Annotated in this window: 13 protein-coding genes; 11 read left to right on the forward strand and 2 right to left on the reverse strand. The window is 60.0% G+C overall.

What is annotated here, in order from left to right; genetic code table 11:
* Positions 1 to 58: 58 nt before the first annotated feature.
* Positions 59 to 1,636 (forward strand): glutamine-hydrolyzing GMP synthase, encoded by a 1,578-nt coding sequence (gene guaA / locus O1722_RS06490; protein WP_006811514.1) that lies wholly within the window; start codon positions 59 to 61, stop codon positions 1,634 to 1,636.
* 55 nt (positions 1,637 to 1,691) lie between these two features.
* Here the strand turns inward: guaA and O1722_RS06495 are convergent, their stop codons facing one another.
* A complete protein-coding gene (locus tag O1722_RS06495; RefSeq protein WP_032654464.1) occupies positions 1,692 to 2,522 on the reverse strand; it encodes a MurR/RpiR family transcriptional regulator in 831 nt (276 codons plus the stop codon).
* Between the two features lie 291 nt (positions 2,523 to 2,813).
* Here O1722_RS06495 and O1722_RS06500 point away from each other — a divergent pair, with 291 nt between their 5' ends.
* From O1722_RS06500 to iolB, 10 genes are all read left to right on the forward strand, one after another.
* Positions 2,814 to 4,319, forward strand: a complete 1,506-nt coding sequence (locus O1722_RS06500; protein ID WP_058686518.1) for a CoA-acylating methylmalonate-semialdehyde dehydrogenase — start codon at positions 2,814 to 2,816, stop codon at positions 4,317 to 4,319.
* A gap of 11 nt (positions 4,320 to 4,330) precedes the next feature.
* Positions 4,331 to 6,256, forward strand: a complete 1,926-nt coding sequence (gene iolD / locus O1722_RS06505; protein WP_033487445.1) for a 3D-(3,5/4)-trihydroxycyclohexane-1,2-dione acylhydrolase (decyclizing) — start codon at positions 4,331 to 4,333, stop codon at positions 6,254 to 6,256.
* A 299-nt stretch (positions 6,257 to 6,555) separates the two neighbouring features.
* Positions 6,556 to 7,542 (forward strand): inositol 2-dehydrogenase, encoded by a 987-nt coding sequence (gene iolG / locus O1722_RS06510; RefSeq protein WP_033487444.1) that lies wholly within the window; start codon positions 6,556 to 6,558, stop codon positions 7,540 to 7,542.
* 31 nt (positions 7,543 to 7,573) lie between these two features.
* Complete coding sequence (locus O1722_RS06515) at positions 7,574 to 8,503, forward strand: substrate-binding domain-containing protein (protein ID WP_032654457.1); 930 nt, start codon at positions 7,574 to 7,576, stop codon at positions 8,501 to 8,503.
* A 48-nt stretch (positions 8,504 to 8,551) separates the two neighbouring features.
* On the forward strand, positions 8,552 to 10,099 hold the full coding sequence (locus O1722_RS06520) for a sugar ABC transporter ATP-binding protein (protein ID WP_033487443.1): 1,548 nt from the start codon (positions 8,552 to 8,554) through the stop codon (positions 10,097 to 10,099).
* An 11-nt stretch (positions 10,100 to 10,110) separates the two neighbouring features.
* Positions 10,111 to 11,139: an ABC transporter permease gene (locus tag O1722_RS06525; protein ID WP_032669397.1), complete on the forward strand. Its 1,029-nt coding sequence runs from the start codon at positions 10,111 to 10,113 to the stop codon at positions 11,137 to 11,139.
* Positions 11,140 to 11,147: 8 nt separating this feature from the next.
* Positions 11,148 to 12,281 (forward strand): Gfo/Idh/MocA family protein, encoded by a 1,134-nt coding sequence (locus O1722_RS06530; protein ID WP_033487441.1) that lies wholly within the window; start codon positions 11,148 to 11,150, stop codon positions 12,279 to 12,281.
* 12 nt (positions 12,282 to 12,293) lie between these two features.
* Positions 12,294 to 14,198 carry a bifunctional 5-dehydro-2-deoxygluconokinase/5-dehydro-2-deoxyphosphogluconate aldolase gene (locus O1722_RS06535; protein WP_047741444.1) on the forward strand — a complete coding sequence of 635 codons (1,905 nt, stop codon included), beginning with the start codon at positions 12,294 to 12,296 and terminating at the stop codon, positions 14,196 to 14,198.
* Positions 14,199 to 14,209: 11 nt separating this feature from the next.
* Complete coding sequence (iolE, locus tag O1722_RS06540; RefSeq protein WP_033487439.1) at positions 14,210 to 15,100, forward strand: myo-inosose-2 dehydratase; 891 nt, start codon at positions 14,210 to 14,212, stop codon at positions 15,098 to 15,100.
* 9 nt (positions 15,101 to 15,109) lie between these two features.
* Positions 15,110 to 15,934: a 5-deoxy-glucuronate isomerase gene (gene iolB / locus O1722_RS06545; protein WP_032654443.1), complete on the forward strand. Its 825-nt coding sequence runs from the start codon at positions 15,110 to 15,112 to the stop codon at positions 15,932 to 15,934.
* A gap of 340 nt (positions 15,935 to 16,274) precedes the next feature.
* Here iolB and O1722_RS06550 read toward each other — a convergent pair whose 3' ends face one another.
* Entirely contained in the window at positions 16,275 to 16,463 is a 189-nt protein-coding gene (locus O1722_RS06550) for a YfgG family protein (protein ID WP_032654440.1), read from the reverse strand.
* Positions 16,464 to 16,660: the final 197 nt, after the last annotated feature.

The following is a 16,660-nucleotide window of genomic DNA, read 5'->3' on the forward strand; positions in this document are numbered from 1 at the left end:
GCGCCCGGCTCAATGCCGGGCGCTTTGTTTTGTTTCACTTGCCTCGGAATTAGCGTCAATGACGGAAAACATTCATAAACATCGCATTCTCATCCTGGACTTTGGTTCTCAGTACACTCAGCTGGTGGCGCGCCGCGTGCGTGAACTGGGCGTTTACTGTGAGCTGTGGGCGTGGGATGTCACGGAAGCACAGATTCGCGAGTTCAATCCAAGCGGCATCATCCTGTCCGGCGGCCCGGAAAGCACCACCGAAGAGAACAGCCCGCGTGCGCCGCAGTACGTGTTCGAAGCGGGCGTACCGGTGTTCGGCGTTTGCTACGGCATGCAGACCATGGCGATGCAGCTGGGCGGCCACGTAGAAGGCTCTAACGAGCGTGAGTTCGGCTACGCACAGGTTGAAGTCGTCACCGACAGCGCGCTGGTGCGCGGTATCGAAGACTCCCTGACCGCAGACGGCAAACCGCTGCTGGACGTGTGGATGAGCCACGGCGACAAAGTCACCGCTATCCCGTCTGACTTCGTGACCGTTGCCAGCACTGAAAGCTGCCCGTTCGCCATCATGGCGAACGAAGAAAAACGTTTCTACGGCGTGCAGTTCCACCCGGAAGTGACCCACACCCGTCAGGGTATGCGCATGCTGGAGCGCTTCGTGCGTGACATCTGCCAGTGCGAAGCCCTGTGGACCCCGGCAAAAATCATCGACGACGCCGTGGAGCGTATCCGCCAGCAGGTTGGCGATGACAAAGTGATCCTCGGCCTCTCCGGCGGCGTGGACTCCTCCGTGACCGCGATGCTGCTGCACCGCGCCATCGGTAAAAACCTGACCTGCGTCTTCGTGGACAACGGTCTGCTGCGTCTGAACGAAGCCCAGCAGGTTATGGACATGTTTGGCGACCACTTCGGTCTGAACATCGTTCACGTGGAAGGCGAGCAGCGCTTCCTGGACGCGCTGAAAGGCGAGAACGATCCGGAAGCGAAACGTAAAATCATCGGTCGCGTGTTCGTGGAAGTGTTCGACGAAGAAGCGCTGAAGCTGGAAGATGTGAAATGGCTGGCGCAGGGCACCATCTACCCTGACGTGATCGAGTCTGCGGCCTCCGCCACCGGTAAAGCGCACGTCATCAAATCTCACCACAACGTGGGCGGCCTGCCGAAAGAGATGAAGATGGGCCTGGTTGAACCGCTGCGTGAGCTGTTCAAAGACGAAGTGCGTAAGATCGGCCTGGAGCTGGGTCTGCCGTACGACATGCTCTACCGTCATCCGTTCCCGGGCCCGGGTCTGGGCGTGCGCGTGCTGGGCGAAGTGAAGAAAGAGTACTGCGACCTGCTGCGTCGCGCGGACGCTATCTTCATCGAAGAGCTGCACAAAGCTGACCTGTACAACAAAGTGAGCCAGGCGTTCACCGTGTTCCTGCCGGTTCGCTCCGTTGGCGTCATGGGCGATGGCCGCAAGTACGACTGGGTTGTTTCCCTGCGTGCGGTGGAAACCATCGACTTCATGACCGCGCACTGGGCGCACCTGCCGTATGACTTCTTAGGCCGCGTGTCTAACCGCATCATCAACGAAGTTAACGGTATTTCCCGCGTCGTGTATGACATCAGCGGTAAGCCACCGGCTACGATTGAGTGGGAATAATCTCCCTCTGAATTAACACCCAAACCCTCTGCCTGTGCAGGGGGTTTTTATTTCCTCACTTCCCTTCACCCAACCTATACGCCAGGGCCACTACCAGCGACTGCACCAGGCATAGCGTTGCCGACTGAGACCGAAACGCATCCACCTGCGCCTCTTTCACCACAAAGCAAAGATCGCTAAACGTCGCCAGGGGGCTTATCTGGCTGTCCGTAATCACGATCTGCCGCGCGCCGACGCTGGCGGCAGTTTCACTGACCATCACTGTCTCTTCGGCGTACGGCGAGAAGCTGATCGACACCACAATGTCGCGCGCTTTAATGCGGCTGATCTGTTCGCGCAGCATTCCGCCCATGCCGTCGAGCAGAATAGGGCGGCACTCCAGATGACTCAGGGCATAGGTCAGGTAAGCCGCGACGCTAAAGGAGCGGCGCAGTCCGGCGATGTAGATGGTGTCGGCGTCAGCCAGCAGCTGCACTGCGCGCTCCAGCATTTCCGGTTCCGCGCGGGCGGCCAGCTGCTGGAGCGCCTGCGCGTTCGAGCGGGCGAACTCGTGCAGAATATCGAGCGGCGTCTCCGGCACGGCCTCGCTCTCCATTTCACGGAACAGCCGCGCGCGGTCGCTGTAGCTGGCGGTCTCTTCCACCAGGTTCATGCGAAACAGCTGTTTCATTTCGTTAAAGCCGGTGAAGTCAAAGGCGTTGGCGAAGCGGATCAGCGTCGAGGGCGGCACGTCGGCGCGCTCGGCAATAACGGCAACCGTATCAAAGGCCACGCTGTTGGTGTTATCCAGTACATAGCGGGAGACCTGCTGCAACCTCTTACTCAGGTTATCGTATCGCTCGCGGATTTGCTGCTGCAGTTCGTTCAGGCTGGTTGCTGTCGTCATCTTATCCCCCAAATACAGTCTCATGATTCTAAACGCAAAACCGCGTCTTTTAAATGTCGGCCATCCATCTGGCAGCAAAAATGAAACAGAAACTTCAGTCATTTCCTCGCCCGAAATTTCTTAATAGCGCACGCTGAGCCAGTGTTACTGGCTGTAAACATAAAAATCCATCCTTGATCACAATAATCATCATTTATTTTATTTCAACTTAAAATGGAACGTTTGTTTCATATATAGTGTTTGTACACAGTGTTCAGTCAACAGTCACGTATCAACAGCGAGAGGTTAAGGATGGAGACGGTAGCGAATTTTATTCACGGCGAATGTGTCACCGGTTCAGGCCAGCGCGTTCAGGCGATCTTCAACCCAGCCACGGGCGAGCAGATCCGCCAGGTGGTAATGAGTACGGCGCAGGAAACCGGGCAGGCGATTGCCGCCGCGCAGCAGGCGTTTCCTGCGTGGGCGCGCCAGGCTCCGCTTAAGCGCGCGCGCGTGATGTTCCGCTTCAAGTCGCTGCTGGAGGAGAACATGACGCGCCTGGCCCGCATCATCAGCGAAGAGCACGGCAAGGTCTTCTCCGACGCGGTGGGCGAATTGACCCGTGGCCTGGAAGTGGTGGAATTTGCCTGCGGTATTCCGCATTTGCAAAAGGGTGAGCACTCTGCGAACGTCGGCACCGGCGTCGACAGCCACTCGCTGATGCAGCCGCTCGGGGTCTGCGTTGGGATCACACCGTTTAACTTCCCGGCGATGGTGCCGATGTGGATGTTCCCGATTGCGCTGGCGACAGGGAATACCTTCGTGCTGAAACCCTCGGAAAAAGATCCTTCTCTCGCGCTCGCGCTGGCGCAGCTCCTGAAAGAGGCCGGCCTGCCGGATGGCGTCTTCAACGTGGTGCAGGGTGATAAAGAGTCCGTTGACGTGCTACTGACCGATCCGCGCGTGCAGGCGGTGAGCTTTGTTGGCTCTACGCCGATTGCGGAATACATTTACCAGACCGCGTCCGCCCACGGCAAACGCTGTCAGGCGCTGGGTGGGGCGAAAAACCACTGCATTTTAATGCCGGATGCCGACATGGAGATGGCAACCAACGCCATTATGGGCGCGGCCTACGGCGCGGCGGGGGAACGCTGTATGGCGCTTTCAGTGGTACTGGCGGTGGGCGATAAAACCGCCGATGACCTCTGCGCCCGTCTGGAAAAACAGATTGCCGCGCTGCGCGTTGGGCCAGGGCTGGACCAGACGCCAGAAAACGAAATGGGGCCGCTCATCTCCTCCGCGCACCGCAGCAAGGTGCTGGGCTACATCGACAGCGGGGAAGCGCAGGGAGCGAAACTTCGCGTGGACGGTCGCGGCTTCAGCGTGAAGGGCCACGAGCAGGGCTACTTCGTCGGGCCGACGCTGTTCGATACCGTCACCCCGGAGATGACCATCTATAAAGAAGAAATTTTTGGCCCGGTGCTTTCTGTGGTTCGCGTAGCAGATTACAGCAGCGCGGTGGACCTGATTAATCGCCACGAATATGGTAATGGTACGGCGATTTTCACCCGTGATGGCGGCTGCGCCCGCCGCTTCTGCGAGGAGGTGCAGGCGGGCATGGTGGGCGTCAACGTGCCGATTCCGGTGCCGATGGCATTTCACAGTTTCGGTGGCTGGAAGCGTTCCATCTTCGGTGCGCTCAACGTCCATGGTAACGACGGCGTGCGTTTCTACACCCGAATGAAAACCGTCACCGCACGCTGGCCGGAAATGCAGCAGGAGACAGGCGCTGCGTTCTCCATGCCGACGCTGGGCTGACAGGAGGTTTTATGCAAACCGAACGTATGACCATGGCCCAGGCGCTGGTCCGGTTCCTTAATCAACAGTACGTCAGCATTGATGGCATTGAAACGCCCTTCGTGGAGGGCGTCGCCACCATCTTTGGTCACGGCAACGTGCTCGGTATCGGCCAGGCGCTGGAGCAGGATCCCGGTCATCTGAAAATCATGCAGGGGTGCAACGAGCAGGGGATTGCCCACATGGCGACGGGGTTCGCCAAACAGCATCGCCGTCAGCGCATTTTTGCCGTCACTTCCTCCGTCGGGCCAGGCGCTGCCAATATGATTACCGCAGCGGCAACGGCGACGGCGAACCGCATCCCGCTGCTACTACTGCCGGGAGATATCTACGCCAGCCGCCAGCCGGACCCCGTACTGCAGCAGATCGAGCAGTATCACGATCTTAGCATCAGCACTAATGACTGCTTCCGTCCGGTCTCCCGCTACTGGGACCGCATCAACCGGCCGGAACAGCTGATGAGCGCGATGCTAAGCGCGATGCGAACGCTCACTGACCCCGCCGATACCGGCGCGGTGACCATTTGCCTGCCGCAGGACGTGCAGGGAGAAGCCTGGGACTACCCGCTGAGCTTCTTCGCGCGTCGCGTGCACCACATCGAGCGCCGCCCGCCAGATCCGGAGCGCCTGGAGCAGGCGCGGGCGCTGATCGCCCGCAAGCGCCGTCCGCTGGTGGTTTGCGGCGGCGGCGTGCGCTATTCCGGCGCGCATGAAGCGTTTCGCGAATTTGTCGAGACGCTGCGGCTGCCGTTTGCCGAAACCCAGGCCGGAAAGGGGGCGCTGGTAAGTGACCACCCACTTAACCTGGGCGGCGTGGGGGTAACCGGTGGTATGGCCGCCAACCAGCTTGCGCCACAGGCTGACTTAGTGATTGGCATCGGCACGCGTCTTACCGACTTTACCACCGGCTCCAAGGCGCTCTTTTCCCACCCGGACGTTGAGTTTCTGCTGCTGAACGTGGCCGAGTTTGATGCCCTGAAGCTGGACGCCACCGCGCTGATTGCCGATGCCCAAACCGGGCTGAGAGGCTTGACCCACGCGCTCGCCGGGTATCGCAGCGCCTGGGGAGAAGCGATTGCCGGGGCGAAGTCCGCCTGGCGCGACGAGTGCTGCCGCCTGTGGGATCGCCAGTGGCGTCCTGATGACGCACCCGAAGTGGCTGGACACCTGGATGCGCAGCTGGCGGAATACGGCGAGACGCTCAACACCCGGCTGACCCAGACGCGGGTGCTGGGGCTGATCAACCAGCATATTGAGGATAACGCCATCGTGGTGGGCGCGGCCGGTTCGCTGCCGGGCGATTTACAGCGTCTCTGGCAGGTCAAAGCGCCGGACAGTTATCATCTGGAGTACGGCTACTCGTGCATGGGCTATGAGATCGCGGCAGCTATTGGCGCGAAGCTCGCGAAACCGCAGCTACCGGTTTATGCCATGGTGGGGGATGGTTCGTACATGATGCTCCATTCCGAGCTGCAAACCGCCGTACAGGAGGGGATCAAAGTCACCATTCTGTTATTTGATAACGCCGGCTTTGGCTGCATTAACAACCTACAGATGGGGCACGGAATGGGCAGTTTTGGCACGGAAAACCGCAGGCGCAACCCGGAAACCGGGCGGCTTGACGGGCCGCTGGTGAAGGTCGACTTTGCGCAAAATGCGGAAAGCTACGGCTGCCGTGCGTGGCGGGTGAACGATGAGCAAAGCCTGCTGGCGGCGCTTGAGGCGTCACGCGCGCACCTTGGCCCGACGCTGCTGGACATTAAAGTGCTGCCGAAGACCATGACCCATGACTATGCGTCGTGGTGGCGTACCGGTGACGCGCAGGTGGCGGCGTCGTCTGCCGTGCGCAAAGCCGCGGAGCAAACGCAGGCGCAGCTGAAAAAAGCCCGGCAGTATTAAGTTTTTTCGCCTTAACGAAATTTTCATTTCATTTTCCCCTTACCCTACCCTCTCCCCAAAGGGAGAGGGGATAGTTTGGTGCGCTCTTTTCTCCCTCGCCCCTTTGGGGAGAGGGCCGGGGTGAGGGGAGTTGCCGCACGTCCTTCCATGTTGTGAGATTGATAACAAAATTTATCTCATTCATCTCAAAAGTGTTAACTCACACTCAAAAACATAATTTTCACTATTTATAAAAATGAAATAAATGTTTTATTTATAGGGTCGTTAGTTCACAGCATTCACCAACACCGGGAGCCGTTATGTTTAACATTGCTTTACTGGGCGCTGGCCGAATTGGCCAGGTTCATGCAGCTAACATCGCCAGCCACGGCGCGACCACGCTCTGGTCCGTGGTTGACCCGAATCAGGAATTTGCAACCCGTCTCGCCGCGCAGTATCAGGCCCGCCAGCAGAGCTTGATTGATGCGATGACCGACCCTAACGTGCACGCCGTGCTGATCGCCTCCGCGACTGATACCCACGCGGACCTGATTGAAATGGCCGCCCGGCACGGCAAAGCCATCTTTTGTGAAAAGCCGGTACACCTCGACCTCGCCCGCGTGCGCGACTGCCTGAAAGTGGTCAAAGAGTACGATGTGCCGCTGTTTATCGGCTTTAACCGCCGCTTTGACCCGCAGTTCCGTCGCGTTAAAACCGACGTGCAGGCCGGGTGCATCGGCAAGCCGGAATCGCTGCTGATTATCTCCCGCGATCCATCTCCGCCGCCTGTGGAATACGTGCGCGTCTCCGGCGGCATGTTCCGCGATATGACTATCCACGATTTTGACATGGCACGCTTCGTCATGGGCGAAGAGCCGGTGTCGGTGTATGCCCAGGGCAGCAACCTGGTGGATCCGGCGATTGGCGAGGCGGGGGATATCGATACCGCGTTTATCGTTCTGAAATACGCCTCCGGCGCGATGGCGACCATCGTTAACAGCCGCCGTTCATCTTACGGCTACGACCAGCGCCTGGAGTTGCACGGCTCCGAAGGGCTGCTGTGCGCGGGCAACATCCTTGAAAACCAGGTGCAGCACTACGGTAAACAGGGCTGCACCAGCGCGCTGCCGGAACATTTCTTCCTGCAGCGCTACAAATCCGCTTACGCCGCGGAATGGGAACACTTTGTTGCGGTCCTGCGTGGCGAAGCGGTACCTGACTGCAGCGGCGATGATGGTGAACGTGCGCTGTACCTTGCGGATAAAGCGCTGGAGTCGCTGCGTAGCCAGCGCGAGATCGTCCTCTAAACACCACAACCCTACACAGAGAGACATAATAATGAAAAAACTGATCGTAGCCGCCCTCATCGCCATGACGTCCGGGGCCGCCCTCGCCGAAAACGAGCAAATAGTTTTCAGTACGCCAAACCTGGCCATGCCGTTTGAAGTTCACATGCAGCGCACGGCGGTGAAAGCCGCAAAAGAGATGGGCGTGAAGCTTCAGGTGCTGGACGGGCAGGGCAGTTCACCGAAACAGGTAGCTGACCTGGAAAACGCCATCACCCGCGGGGCGCAGGGCTTTATCGTCTCCCCGAACGACGTAAACGCGGTCTCCAGCGCGGTGGATGAAATTCAGGATGCGAAGCTGCCGGTGGTCACGCTCGACCGCTCCGTCGACAGCCAGAAGAAAGTGCCGCACTTCGGCGCCAACAACTATAAGGGCGGCCAGGCGATTGGCGATTTCGTCAAAACCAAATTCCCCAACGGCGCGGACATCATTCTCCTCACCGGTCAGCCGGGCTCTTCCTCCAATATCGAACGCACCAAAGGGATCCGCGACAGTCTGAAGGCGGGCGGGGATAAGTACAAGATCGTCGCCGATCAGACCGGCAACTGGATGCGTTCCGAAGGGATGCGCATTGTGGAAAGCGTTCTGCCTTCGCTGCCGAAACGCCCGCAGGTGATCCTCTCCGCCAACGACGATATGGCGCTGGGGGCTATTGAAGCGCTGCAAGGCCAGGGCGTAAAGCCGGGAGAAATTCTGGTCACCGGCTTTGATGCGGTACCGGAAGCGCTGGCTCGCGTGCGCGACGGCTGGCTGGCGGTGACGGCTGATCAGCGTCCGGGCTTTGCGGTGCAGACGGCGATGAGCCAGCTGGTGGCCAACGTGCGCGAGAAGAAAGCCATCACCGGAGCCGACTACCCGCCGACGCTGATCACCAAAGAGAACCTACAGCAGGCCGAGCGTATCGGTGAGGCCGGTAACTGATATGTCCCGAGCCGCCTCTGGCGGCTCAACATGAGGAGGAGCAGACCGATGTCGCAACCCTTACTGAAAGTGACCGACCTGGCAAAAAGCTTTTCCGGCGTCTGGGCGCTGAGCAGCGCTCAGCTGACCGTCGGTAGCGGAGAAATCCACGCCCTGCTGGGGGAAAACGGGGCGGGAAAATCTACATTGCTGAAAGCGCTCGCGGGCGCGCAGCCGCAAACCCGCGGGGATATCTGGTTTAACGACGAAACGCTGCCGGTAGATGACTCTCCAGTGGAACGCCAGAACAAGGGCATTATCACCATCTATCAGGAGTTCAACCTGCTGCCCAACATGACCGTTGCGGAAAACATGTTTCTCGGGCGCGAACCGCGCAGGCGCAACCTGATCGTTGACGAAAAAGCAGTAAACCAGGAGGCGCAGGTCATTCTGGATTACCTGCAACTGAATGTTGCGCCGACCACACCGGTTGCCCGCCTGAGCGTGGCCCAGCAGCAGATGGTGGAGATCGCGAGAGCGCTGACCCTTAACGCTCGGCTGATCATCATGGATGAACCTTCCGCCGCGCTGAGCGACAGCGAAGTAGAAAGCCTGCACCGCGTGGTGCGGGAGCTTAAAAACCGTGGCGTGAGTATTATCTATGTAACTCACCGCCTGCACGAAGTTTTCCAGCTCTGCGATCGCTTCACCGTTTTCCAGGACGGCCGCTTCACCGGCACCGGCGCGGTGGAGGAGACCAACGTAGAGCAGCTGATCCGCCTGATGGTCGGGCGCGACGTAGCCTTTAACCGCCGTCCTGCCAGCGAAACGCATCATGAAGACAAACCCGTCCGCCTGGCAGTGAAGTGGCTGAGCCGCGAGAAGCCGCCGCTGGATCCGCACGGTATTGCCCTGCACGACATCAGCTTCCACGTCCACGCCGGGGAGGTGCTGGGCATCGCCGGACTGGTGGGCGCGGGACGTACCGAGGTGGCGCGCTGCCTGTTTGGCGCAGACGCGTTTACCTCGGGCAGCTTTGAACTGGACGGCGTGCCGTATCAGCCGCGTGACCCGTTGTATGCCCTCGATCAGGGCGTGGCGCTGGTGCCGGAAGATCGCAAAAAGGAAGGGGCGGTGCTGGGGCTGTCGATCCGAGATAACCTGTCGCTCTCCTGTCTCTCTTCGCTGCTGAAATGGCGCTGGTTTGTGAACACCCGCAAGGAAGACGATCTGATTGAATCCTACCGCCAGGCGCTTCAGATCAAAATGGTCAACAGCGCGCAGGAGGTGCGCAAGCTCTCCGGCGGTAACCAGCAAAAAGTCATCCTCGCGCGCTGTATGGCACTCAACCCGCGGGTGCTGATCGTCGATGAGCCGACGCGCGGCATCGACGTGGGGACCAAATCGGAAGTGCATCAGGTGCTGTTTGACATGGCAAAAAAGGGCGTGGCGGTGATCGTGATCTCCTCCGATCTGCCTGAGGTGATGGCGGTGTCTGACCGGATCATCACCCTCAGCGAAGGTCGGGTAACCGGCGAGATCCACGGTGACGACGCTAACGAAGAACGGCTGATGACGATGATGGCTATCAACCATAACGCCCTGAACGCGGCATAACGGAGTTTCCCATGACGCAGATGATTTCTAAAACGCAGGCCCCGGTCAAACGCGCCGGACGCATCGATCCCATCGCCTTCTTCGAGCGCTTCGGGGTGCTGATTTTCATGATCCTGCTGCTGATCTTCTTCCAGTCGCAGAACAGCAACTTTTTCTCTGAACGCAATATTTTCAACATTCTGACCGAAGTCTCCATCTACGGGATCATGGCCGTGGGGATGACCTTCGTCATTCTGACCGCCGGGATCGACCTCTCCGTCGGCTCCATTCTGGCGGTGTGCGCCATGACCGCGGCGTACGTCATTAAGGGGGATAACTTCACCACCGTCGACCCGAACGCCTGGGGCGGCATGAGCTGGCTGATCGGGCTGGGGATTTGTCTGGCGATGGGCACGGCGATTGGCTTTCTGCACGGTCTGGGCGTCACTCGCCTGCGCCTTCCGCCGTTCATCGTTACCCTCGGCGGGATGACCATCTGGCGCGGCCTGACGCTGGTGATTAACGACGGCGCGCCGATCGCCGGTTTCGATCCCGGCTACCGCTGGTGGGGGCGCGGCGAGCTGCTCGGCATTTCCATTCCGATCTGGATCTTCGCCATCGTCGCCGTCGGCGGCTATCTGGCGCTGCATAAAACCCGCTGGGGCCGCTTCGTCTACGCCATCGGCGGCAACCCGGAGGCGGCGCGCCTGGCGGGGGTGAACGTCAAGCGCGTGCTGGTCAGCGTCTACGTGCTGATCGGCTGCCTGGCGGGACTGGCAGGCTTCATTCTGAGCGCGCGTCTGGGGAGCGCCGAGGCGGTGGCCGGGATCTCCTTTGAGCTGCGCGTTATCGCCTCGGTGGTGATCGGCGGTACCTCGCTGATGGGCGGCTACGGGCGCATCGGCGGCACCGTTATCGGCTCCATCATCATGGGCATTCTGATTAACGGCCTGGTGCTGATGAACGTCTCGGCCTACTACCAGCAAATTATCACCGGATTAATTATCGTTCTGGCGGTGGCATTCGATACCTATGCCAAGAGCCGTCGCGGCGCACTGTGAGGATCGTGATGAAAGAGATTCGTATTGGATTGATTGGCACCGGGTATATCGGCAAGGCGCACGCCATCGCCTATGCCCAGGCCCCGACGGTGTTCAACCTGCGCGGCAGTCTGGTGCGCGAGATGGTGGCGGAAGTCACGCCGGAGCTGGCGGCAGCACGTGCGCAGGCGTTTGGCTTCAACCGCTCCACTGGCGACTGGCGGGCGCTGGTGGCCGACCCGGCCATTGATGTAGTGGATATTTGCTCACCCAACCATCTGCATAAAGAGATGGCGCTGGAGGCGATCCGCCACGGCAAGCACGTCTACTCGGAGAAGCCGCTGGCGCTTAACGCCCACGACGCGCGCGCGATGGTCGATGCCGCGAAGCGGGCCGGGGTGAAAACGCTGGTGGGGTTCAACTACATGAAGAACCCGACCGCGCAGCTGGCGAAGGAGATTATCGCCCGCGGCGAGATTGGCGAGGTGATCCACTTCTACGGCACCCACAACGAAGACTACATGGCCGACCCGCTGTCGCCCATTCACTGGCACTGCTTTAAAGAGACCGCCGGGCTGGGCGCGCTGGGCGACCTTGCGGCGCACATCGTCAATATGGCCCAGTACCTGGTGGGGGATATCGAGCAGGTCTGCGGCGACCTGAAGATCGTGGTCCCGGAGCGCCCGGCGAAGGCCGGATCGTCGGAGATGATTGCCGTCGAAAACGAGGATCAGGCCCACGCGATGGTGCGCTTCGCGAGCGGGGCGCAGGGCGTCATTGAAACCTCCCGCGTCGCCTGCGGCCGCAAGATGGGGCTGTCGTACGTCATCACCGGGACGAAGGGCGCCATCAGCTTCACCCAGGAGCGCATGGCGGAGCTGAAGCTCTATCTGCATGACGATCCGGTGAACCGTCAGGGGTTCCGCACGCTGCTCGTTGGCCCGGCGCACCCGGACTACGCCGCGTTCTGCATGGGCGCGGGCCATGGTATTGGCTTTAACGATCAAAAAACGGTGGAGGTGCGCGACCTGGTGGACGGGATTGCCGCCGACGCGCCAATGTGGCCGGACTTCGAAGAGGGCTGGAAGGTGTCGCGCGTGCTGGACGCGATCGCGCTCTCACACCTGGAAGGCCGCTGGCTGAACGTGAACGATATTGTCTGATGAGGTATCAACGTGGAAAAGCAGTTTGATGTGATATGCATGGGCCGCGTGGCGGTAGACCTCTACAGCCAGCAGGTTGGTGCCCGTCTGGAGGACGCGTCGAGCTTCGCCAAATATCTCGGCGGGTCTTCCGGCAACGTGGCGTACGGCACCGCGCGCCAGGGTTTACGCTCGTCGATGCTGGCGCGCGTTGGCGATGAACATATGGGCCGCTTCCTGCGCGAAGAGCTCAACCAGGTTGGCTGCGATACCCGCCATCTGATTATTGATAAAGAACGCCTCACGGCGCTGGTGCTACTCGGCATTAAAGACCGGGACACTTTTCCTCTGATTTTTTATCGCGATAACTGCGCGGATATGGCTATTACGGCCAGCGATGTGGACGAAAGCTACATTGCCTCCGCCCGTTGTCTTGCCATCACCGGGACGCATCTTTCTCATCCGCAGACCCGCGAGGCGGTGCTGACGGCGCTGGGCTATGCCCGCCGTCACGGCGTGCGCACGGTGCTGGACATCGACTTCCGTCCGGTGCTGTGGGGGCTGACCTCCTTAGGCGACGGTGAAACGCGATTTATCGCCGCCGACAAGGTCACCCGTGAGCTACAGGAGGTGCTGCACCTCTTCGACGTCATTGTCGGCACCGAAGAGGAGTTTCACATTGCGGGTGGCAGTACGGATACGTTACAGGCGCTGGCTCAGGTGCGTGGCGTGAGTCAGGCGACGCTGGTCTGCAAGCGCGGCGCGCTGGGCTGCTCGGTCTATACAGACGCTATTCCGCCCCGGCTGGACGACGGCCTGACGGTGACCGGCGTGCGCGTGGAGGTGCTAAACGTCCTCGGCGCGGGGGACGCATTTATGTCCGGCCTGCTGCGCGGCTACCTGAACGACGAGGGCTGGGAGCAGGCGTGCCGCTATGCCAACGCCTGCGGCGCGCTGGTGGTGTCGCGCCACGGCTGCGCCCCGGCGATGCCGAGCAAAATCGAGCTGGATGACTATCTCTCCCGCGCTGCGGATGTGCCGCGCCCGGATCTCGACCCGCGTCTTAACCATCTCCACCGGGTGACCACCCGTCGCCGCGAGTGGCCGGAGCTGTGCGTGATGGCGTTCGATCACCGCAGCCAGCTTGAGGATATGGCGATGCAGTGCGGCGCGTCGCTTAAGCGCATTCCGGCGCTGAAGCAACTGATCCTGCAGGCCAGCCGCGAGGCGGCGAGCCGCGCCGGGCTGGAAGGTAAAGCTGGTCTGCTGTGCGACGGCACCTTTGGTCAGGACGCGCTGAACGCCATCACCGGGGAAGGGTGGTGGATTGGCCGCCCCATCGAGCTGCCTGGCTCCCGGCCTCTGGAGATGGAGCACGGCAACATCGGAACCCAGCTTATCAGCTGGCCGCAGGAGCACGTGGTGAAGTGTCTGGTCTTCTTCCACCCGGAAGATGCCCACGGTCTGCGCCTGGAGCAGGAGCAGAAAATCGCCGAGGTGTACCACGCCTGCTGCCAGTCCGGGCACGAGCTGCTGCTGGAAGTGATTTTGCCCGCCAGCATGCCGCGCAGCGACGAACTTTACCTGCGGGCCATTTCTCGCTTCTACAACCTGGGGATTTACCCCGACTGGTGGAAACTGCCACCGCTCTCCGCAGAGGGCTGGACGGCGTTGAGCGAGATTATCGAACGCCGGGACCCGTACTGCCGTGGGGTGGTGATCCTCGGGCTGGATGCTCCGGCAGAACAGCTCCGGGCCGACTTCAGAGCCGCGGCGGGGCAGCCGCTGGTGAAAGGTTTCGCCGTGGGACGCACGCTGTTTGGCGATGCTTCCCGCGCGTGGCTGAAACATGATATTGACGATGCGCAGCTGGTGGCGCGCATCCGGGACAACTACCTACAGCTTATCGCCTGGTGGCGCGAGCGCGGACACGCATAATGGAGACGACAATGAGTGTGCAATTAGGCATTAACCCGCTGACGTGGACGAACGACGATCTGCCTTCTCTCGGGGCGGAAACCTCGCTGGAGACCTGTCTGAGCGAAGGGAAAGAGGCCGGTTTCGCCGGTTTCGAGCTGGGCAATAAGTTCCCGCGCGAAGCGCACCTGCTCGGCCCCATCCTGCAGCGCCACGACCTGCAGCTGGTTTCCGGCTGGTACTCCGGCCGCCTGCTGGAGCGCAGCGTGGAGGAGGAGATCGCCGCCGTGCAGTCGCATCTGACGCTGCTGCGCGAGCTGGGGGCGAAGGTGCTGGTCTTTGCGGAAGTGAGCGGCTGCATTCATGGCGAGCAGCAGACCCCGGTGCATCTGCGCCCGCGCTTCCCGCAGGAACGCTGGAAAGAGTATGGCGAGAAGCTCACCGAATTTGCCCGCTACACCCAGCAGCAGGGCGTGCAGATTGCCTACCATCACCATATGGGCACGGTGATTGAGTCCGCCGACGACGTGGACAACCTGATGGCCCACACCGGCGAAGCGGTGGGACTGCTGCTGGATACCGGTCACCTGACCTTTGCCGGGGCCGATCCGCTGGCGGTGGCGCAGCGCTGGGCGTCGCGTATCAACCACGTTCACTGCAAAGACGTGCGTGCCGACGTGCTGGCGGACGTGAAAAACCGCAAAACCAGCTTCCTCGATGCGGTGCTGAGCGGCGTGTTTACCGTGCCGGGCGACGGCTGCGTCGACTACCCGCCGATCATGCAACTGCTGAAGGCGCAGGACTATCGCGGCTGGCTGGTGGTCGAGGCGGAGCAGGACCCGGCAATCGCCCATCCGCTTACCTATGCCCGACTGGGGTATAACAACCTGCACCGCCTGGCGCGCAATGCCGGACTTATTTGAGGAGGTGACATGTCACGTCTGTTATCACGCTGGCAACAGCCGAACGCGGAGGGGCGCACGCAGTCCGTTACGCCAGAAAGCGCTGACTGGGGGTATGTCGGCTTTGAAGCTTATGAGTTGCAGGAGGGGCAGCAGCTGACGCTGCCTGCTGTCAGCGAAGAGCGCTGTCTGGTGCTGGTTGCCGGTCGCGCTTCCATCAGCACCCCTTCCGCCCGGTTTAACGACATCGGCGAGCGGATGAGTCCGTTCGAGCGCATTAAGCCCTGGGCGGTTTACGTGACCCCACAGGAGACTGTAGAGGTGAAAGCGCTGACTAAGCTGGAGCTGGCCGTCTGCGCTGCGCCGGGCACAGGAGCGTATCCGACGCGGCTGATTGCCCCACAGGATATCGACGGTGAAGCGCGCGGTATGGGCCACAACCAGCGCTACGTGCACAACATCCTGCCAGAAGACAAACCTGCCGACAGCCTGCTGGTGGTGGAAGTGTGGACCAGTGAGGGCTGCACCAGCTCGTATCCCAGTCATAAGCACGACACCGATAACCCGTCGCAGGAGACGTACCTGGAAGAAACCTACTACCATCGTCTTAACCCTGCGCAGGGTTTCTGCATGCAGCGCGTCTACACCGACGACAGAACGCTGGATGAGTGTATGGCGGTCTATAACCGTGACGTGGTGATGGTGCCCAGGGGGTACCATCCTGTGGCAACGATGGCCGGGTATGACAGTTATTACCTCAACGTGATGGCCGGCCCGGTGCGCAAATGGATGTTTACGTGGGAGAAGGACCACGCATGGATTAACAGGAGTTATCCTGTAGATAACAGGCGCTGAAATCGGCTTTTCTTGTCGGGTGGCGCTGAGCCTACCCGACCTGCGAAACTTTGCCATCGCGCGCTCAGGTTCAGGATCATTCATCCGCTCACTCTTACTAACCACGAGCCATCCTGGTTTGTTATCCCACGCCACGTGAGTCACTTTTTCCCGACCCGACCCGCCATCTGACAGATAATCATTTTTAGGTATCGGAGATAGTTGGCGGCTATCGCCAGTCCGGAAAAGACCCGCGTCAACCCGAGGTAAATCTGCGGTGATGACCATACCCGGTCGGATGAAATCGCTCGTACAAAAGGATTGCAGGCATTATTCGAATAGTGCAAAAACACCCGGTACGTTAGCGCTCGGGCGTTTCAACGCTAAGACTGGTTTGCTGCGACTGAATTTTGTCCTGATGGTGATACCAGGCGCCAATGGAGGAATAAACAAAGCGGCCAAAGAAAAACAGGAAACTGATAAGCAGTATGATGCGGGTCATCCGGGTGTTAAATCGATGTCGTTTTCGCATACGCGTAGCCTGACTCACTTTCTTTTCCTGAGTATACCCTTTTGGGCGATGCGGCTATTAAGGCACAGCCGCAAGTCAGGGTCAATTCGGCGAAATGTAAAATAGCGTCAATGCTTACATTAATTTATGTTATTAAAAACATCGCTTTTATTTATCGCATTGATAATTACAGGAAAAATATTCAAAAAAAACGTGAAAAAGGTTTATTCAGATAA

This window comes from Enterobacter cloacae complex sp. HYC003_NIDB (assembly GCF_056673375.1).

Excerpts from the sequence above, each read along its gene's own strand:
- O1722_RS06530 (WP_033487441.1), top strand. The coding sequence starts at position 11,148 with ATGAAAGAGATTCGTATTGGATTGATTGGCACCGGGTATATCGGCAAG.
- iolE (WP_033487439.1), top strand. The coding sequence starts at position 14,210 with ATGAGTGTGCAATTAGGCATTAACCCGCTGACGTGGACGAACGACGAT.
- O1722_RS06525 (WP_032669397.1), top strand. The coding sequence starts at position 10,111 with ATGACGCAGATGATTTCTAAAACGCAGGCCCCGGTCAAACGCGCCGGA.
- O1722_RS06515 (WP_032654457.1), top strand. The coding sequence starts at position 7,574 with ATGAAAAAACTGATCGTAGCCGCCCTCATCGCCATGACGTCCGGGGCC.
- iolB (WP_032654443.1), top strand. The coding sequence starts at position 15,110 with ATGTCACGTCTGTTATCACGCTGGCAACAGCCGAACGCGGAGGGGCGC.
- iolG (WP_033487444.1), top strand. The coding sequence starts at position 6,556 with ATGTTTAACATTGCTTTACTGGGCGCTGGCCGAATTGGCCAGGTTCAT.
- guaA (WP_006811514.1), top strand. The coding sequence starts at position 59 with ATGACGGAAAACATTCATAAACATCGCATTCTCATCCTGGACTTTGGT.
- O1722_RS06500 (WP_058686518.1), top strand. The coding sequence starts at position 2,814 with ATGGAGACGGTAGCGAATTTTATTCACGGCGAATGTGTCACCGGTTCA.
- O1722_RS06520 (WP_033487443.1), top strand. The coding sequence starts at position 8,552 with ATGTCGCAACCCTTACTGAAAGTGACCGACCTGGCAAAAAGCTTTTCC.
- iolD (WP_033487445.1), top strand. The coding sequence starts at position 4,331 with ATGCAAACCGAACGTATGACCATGGCCCAGGCGCTGGTCCGGTTCCTT.
- O1722_RS06495 (WP_032654464.1), bottom strand. The coding sequence starts at position 2,522 with ATGACGACAGCAACCAGCCTGAACGAACTGCAGCAGCAAATCCGCGAG.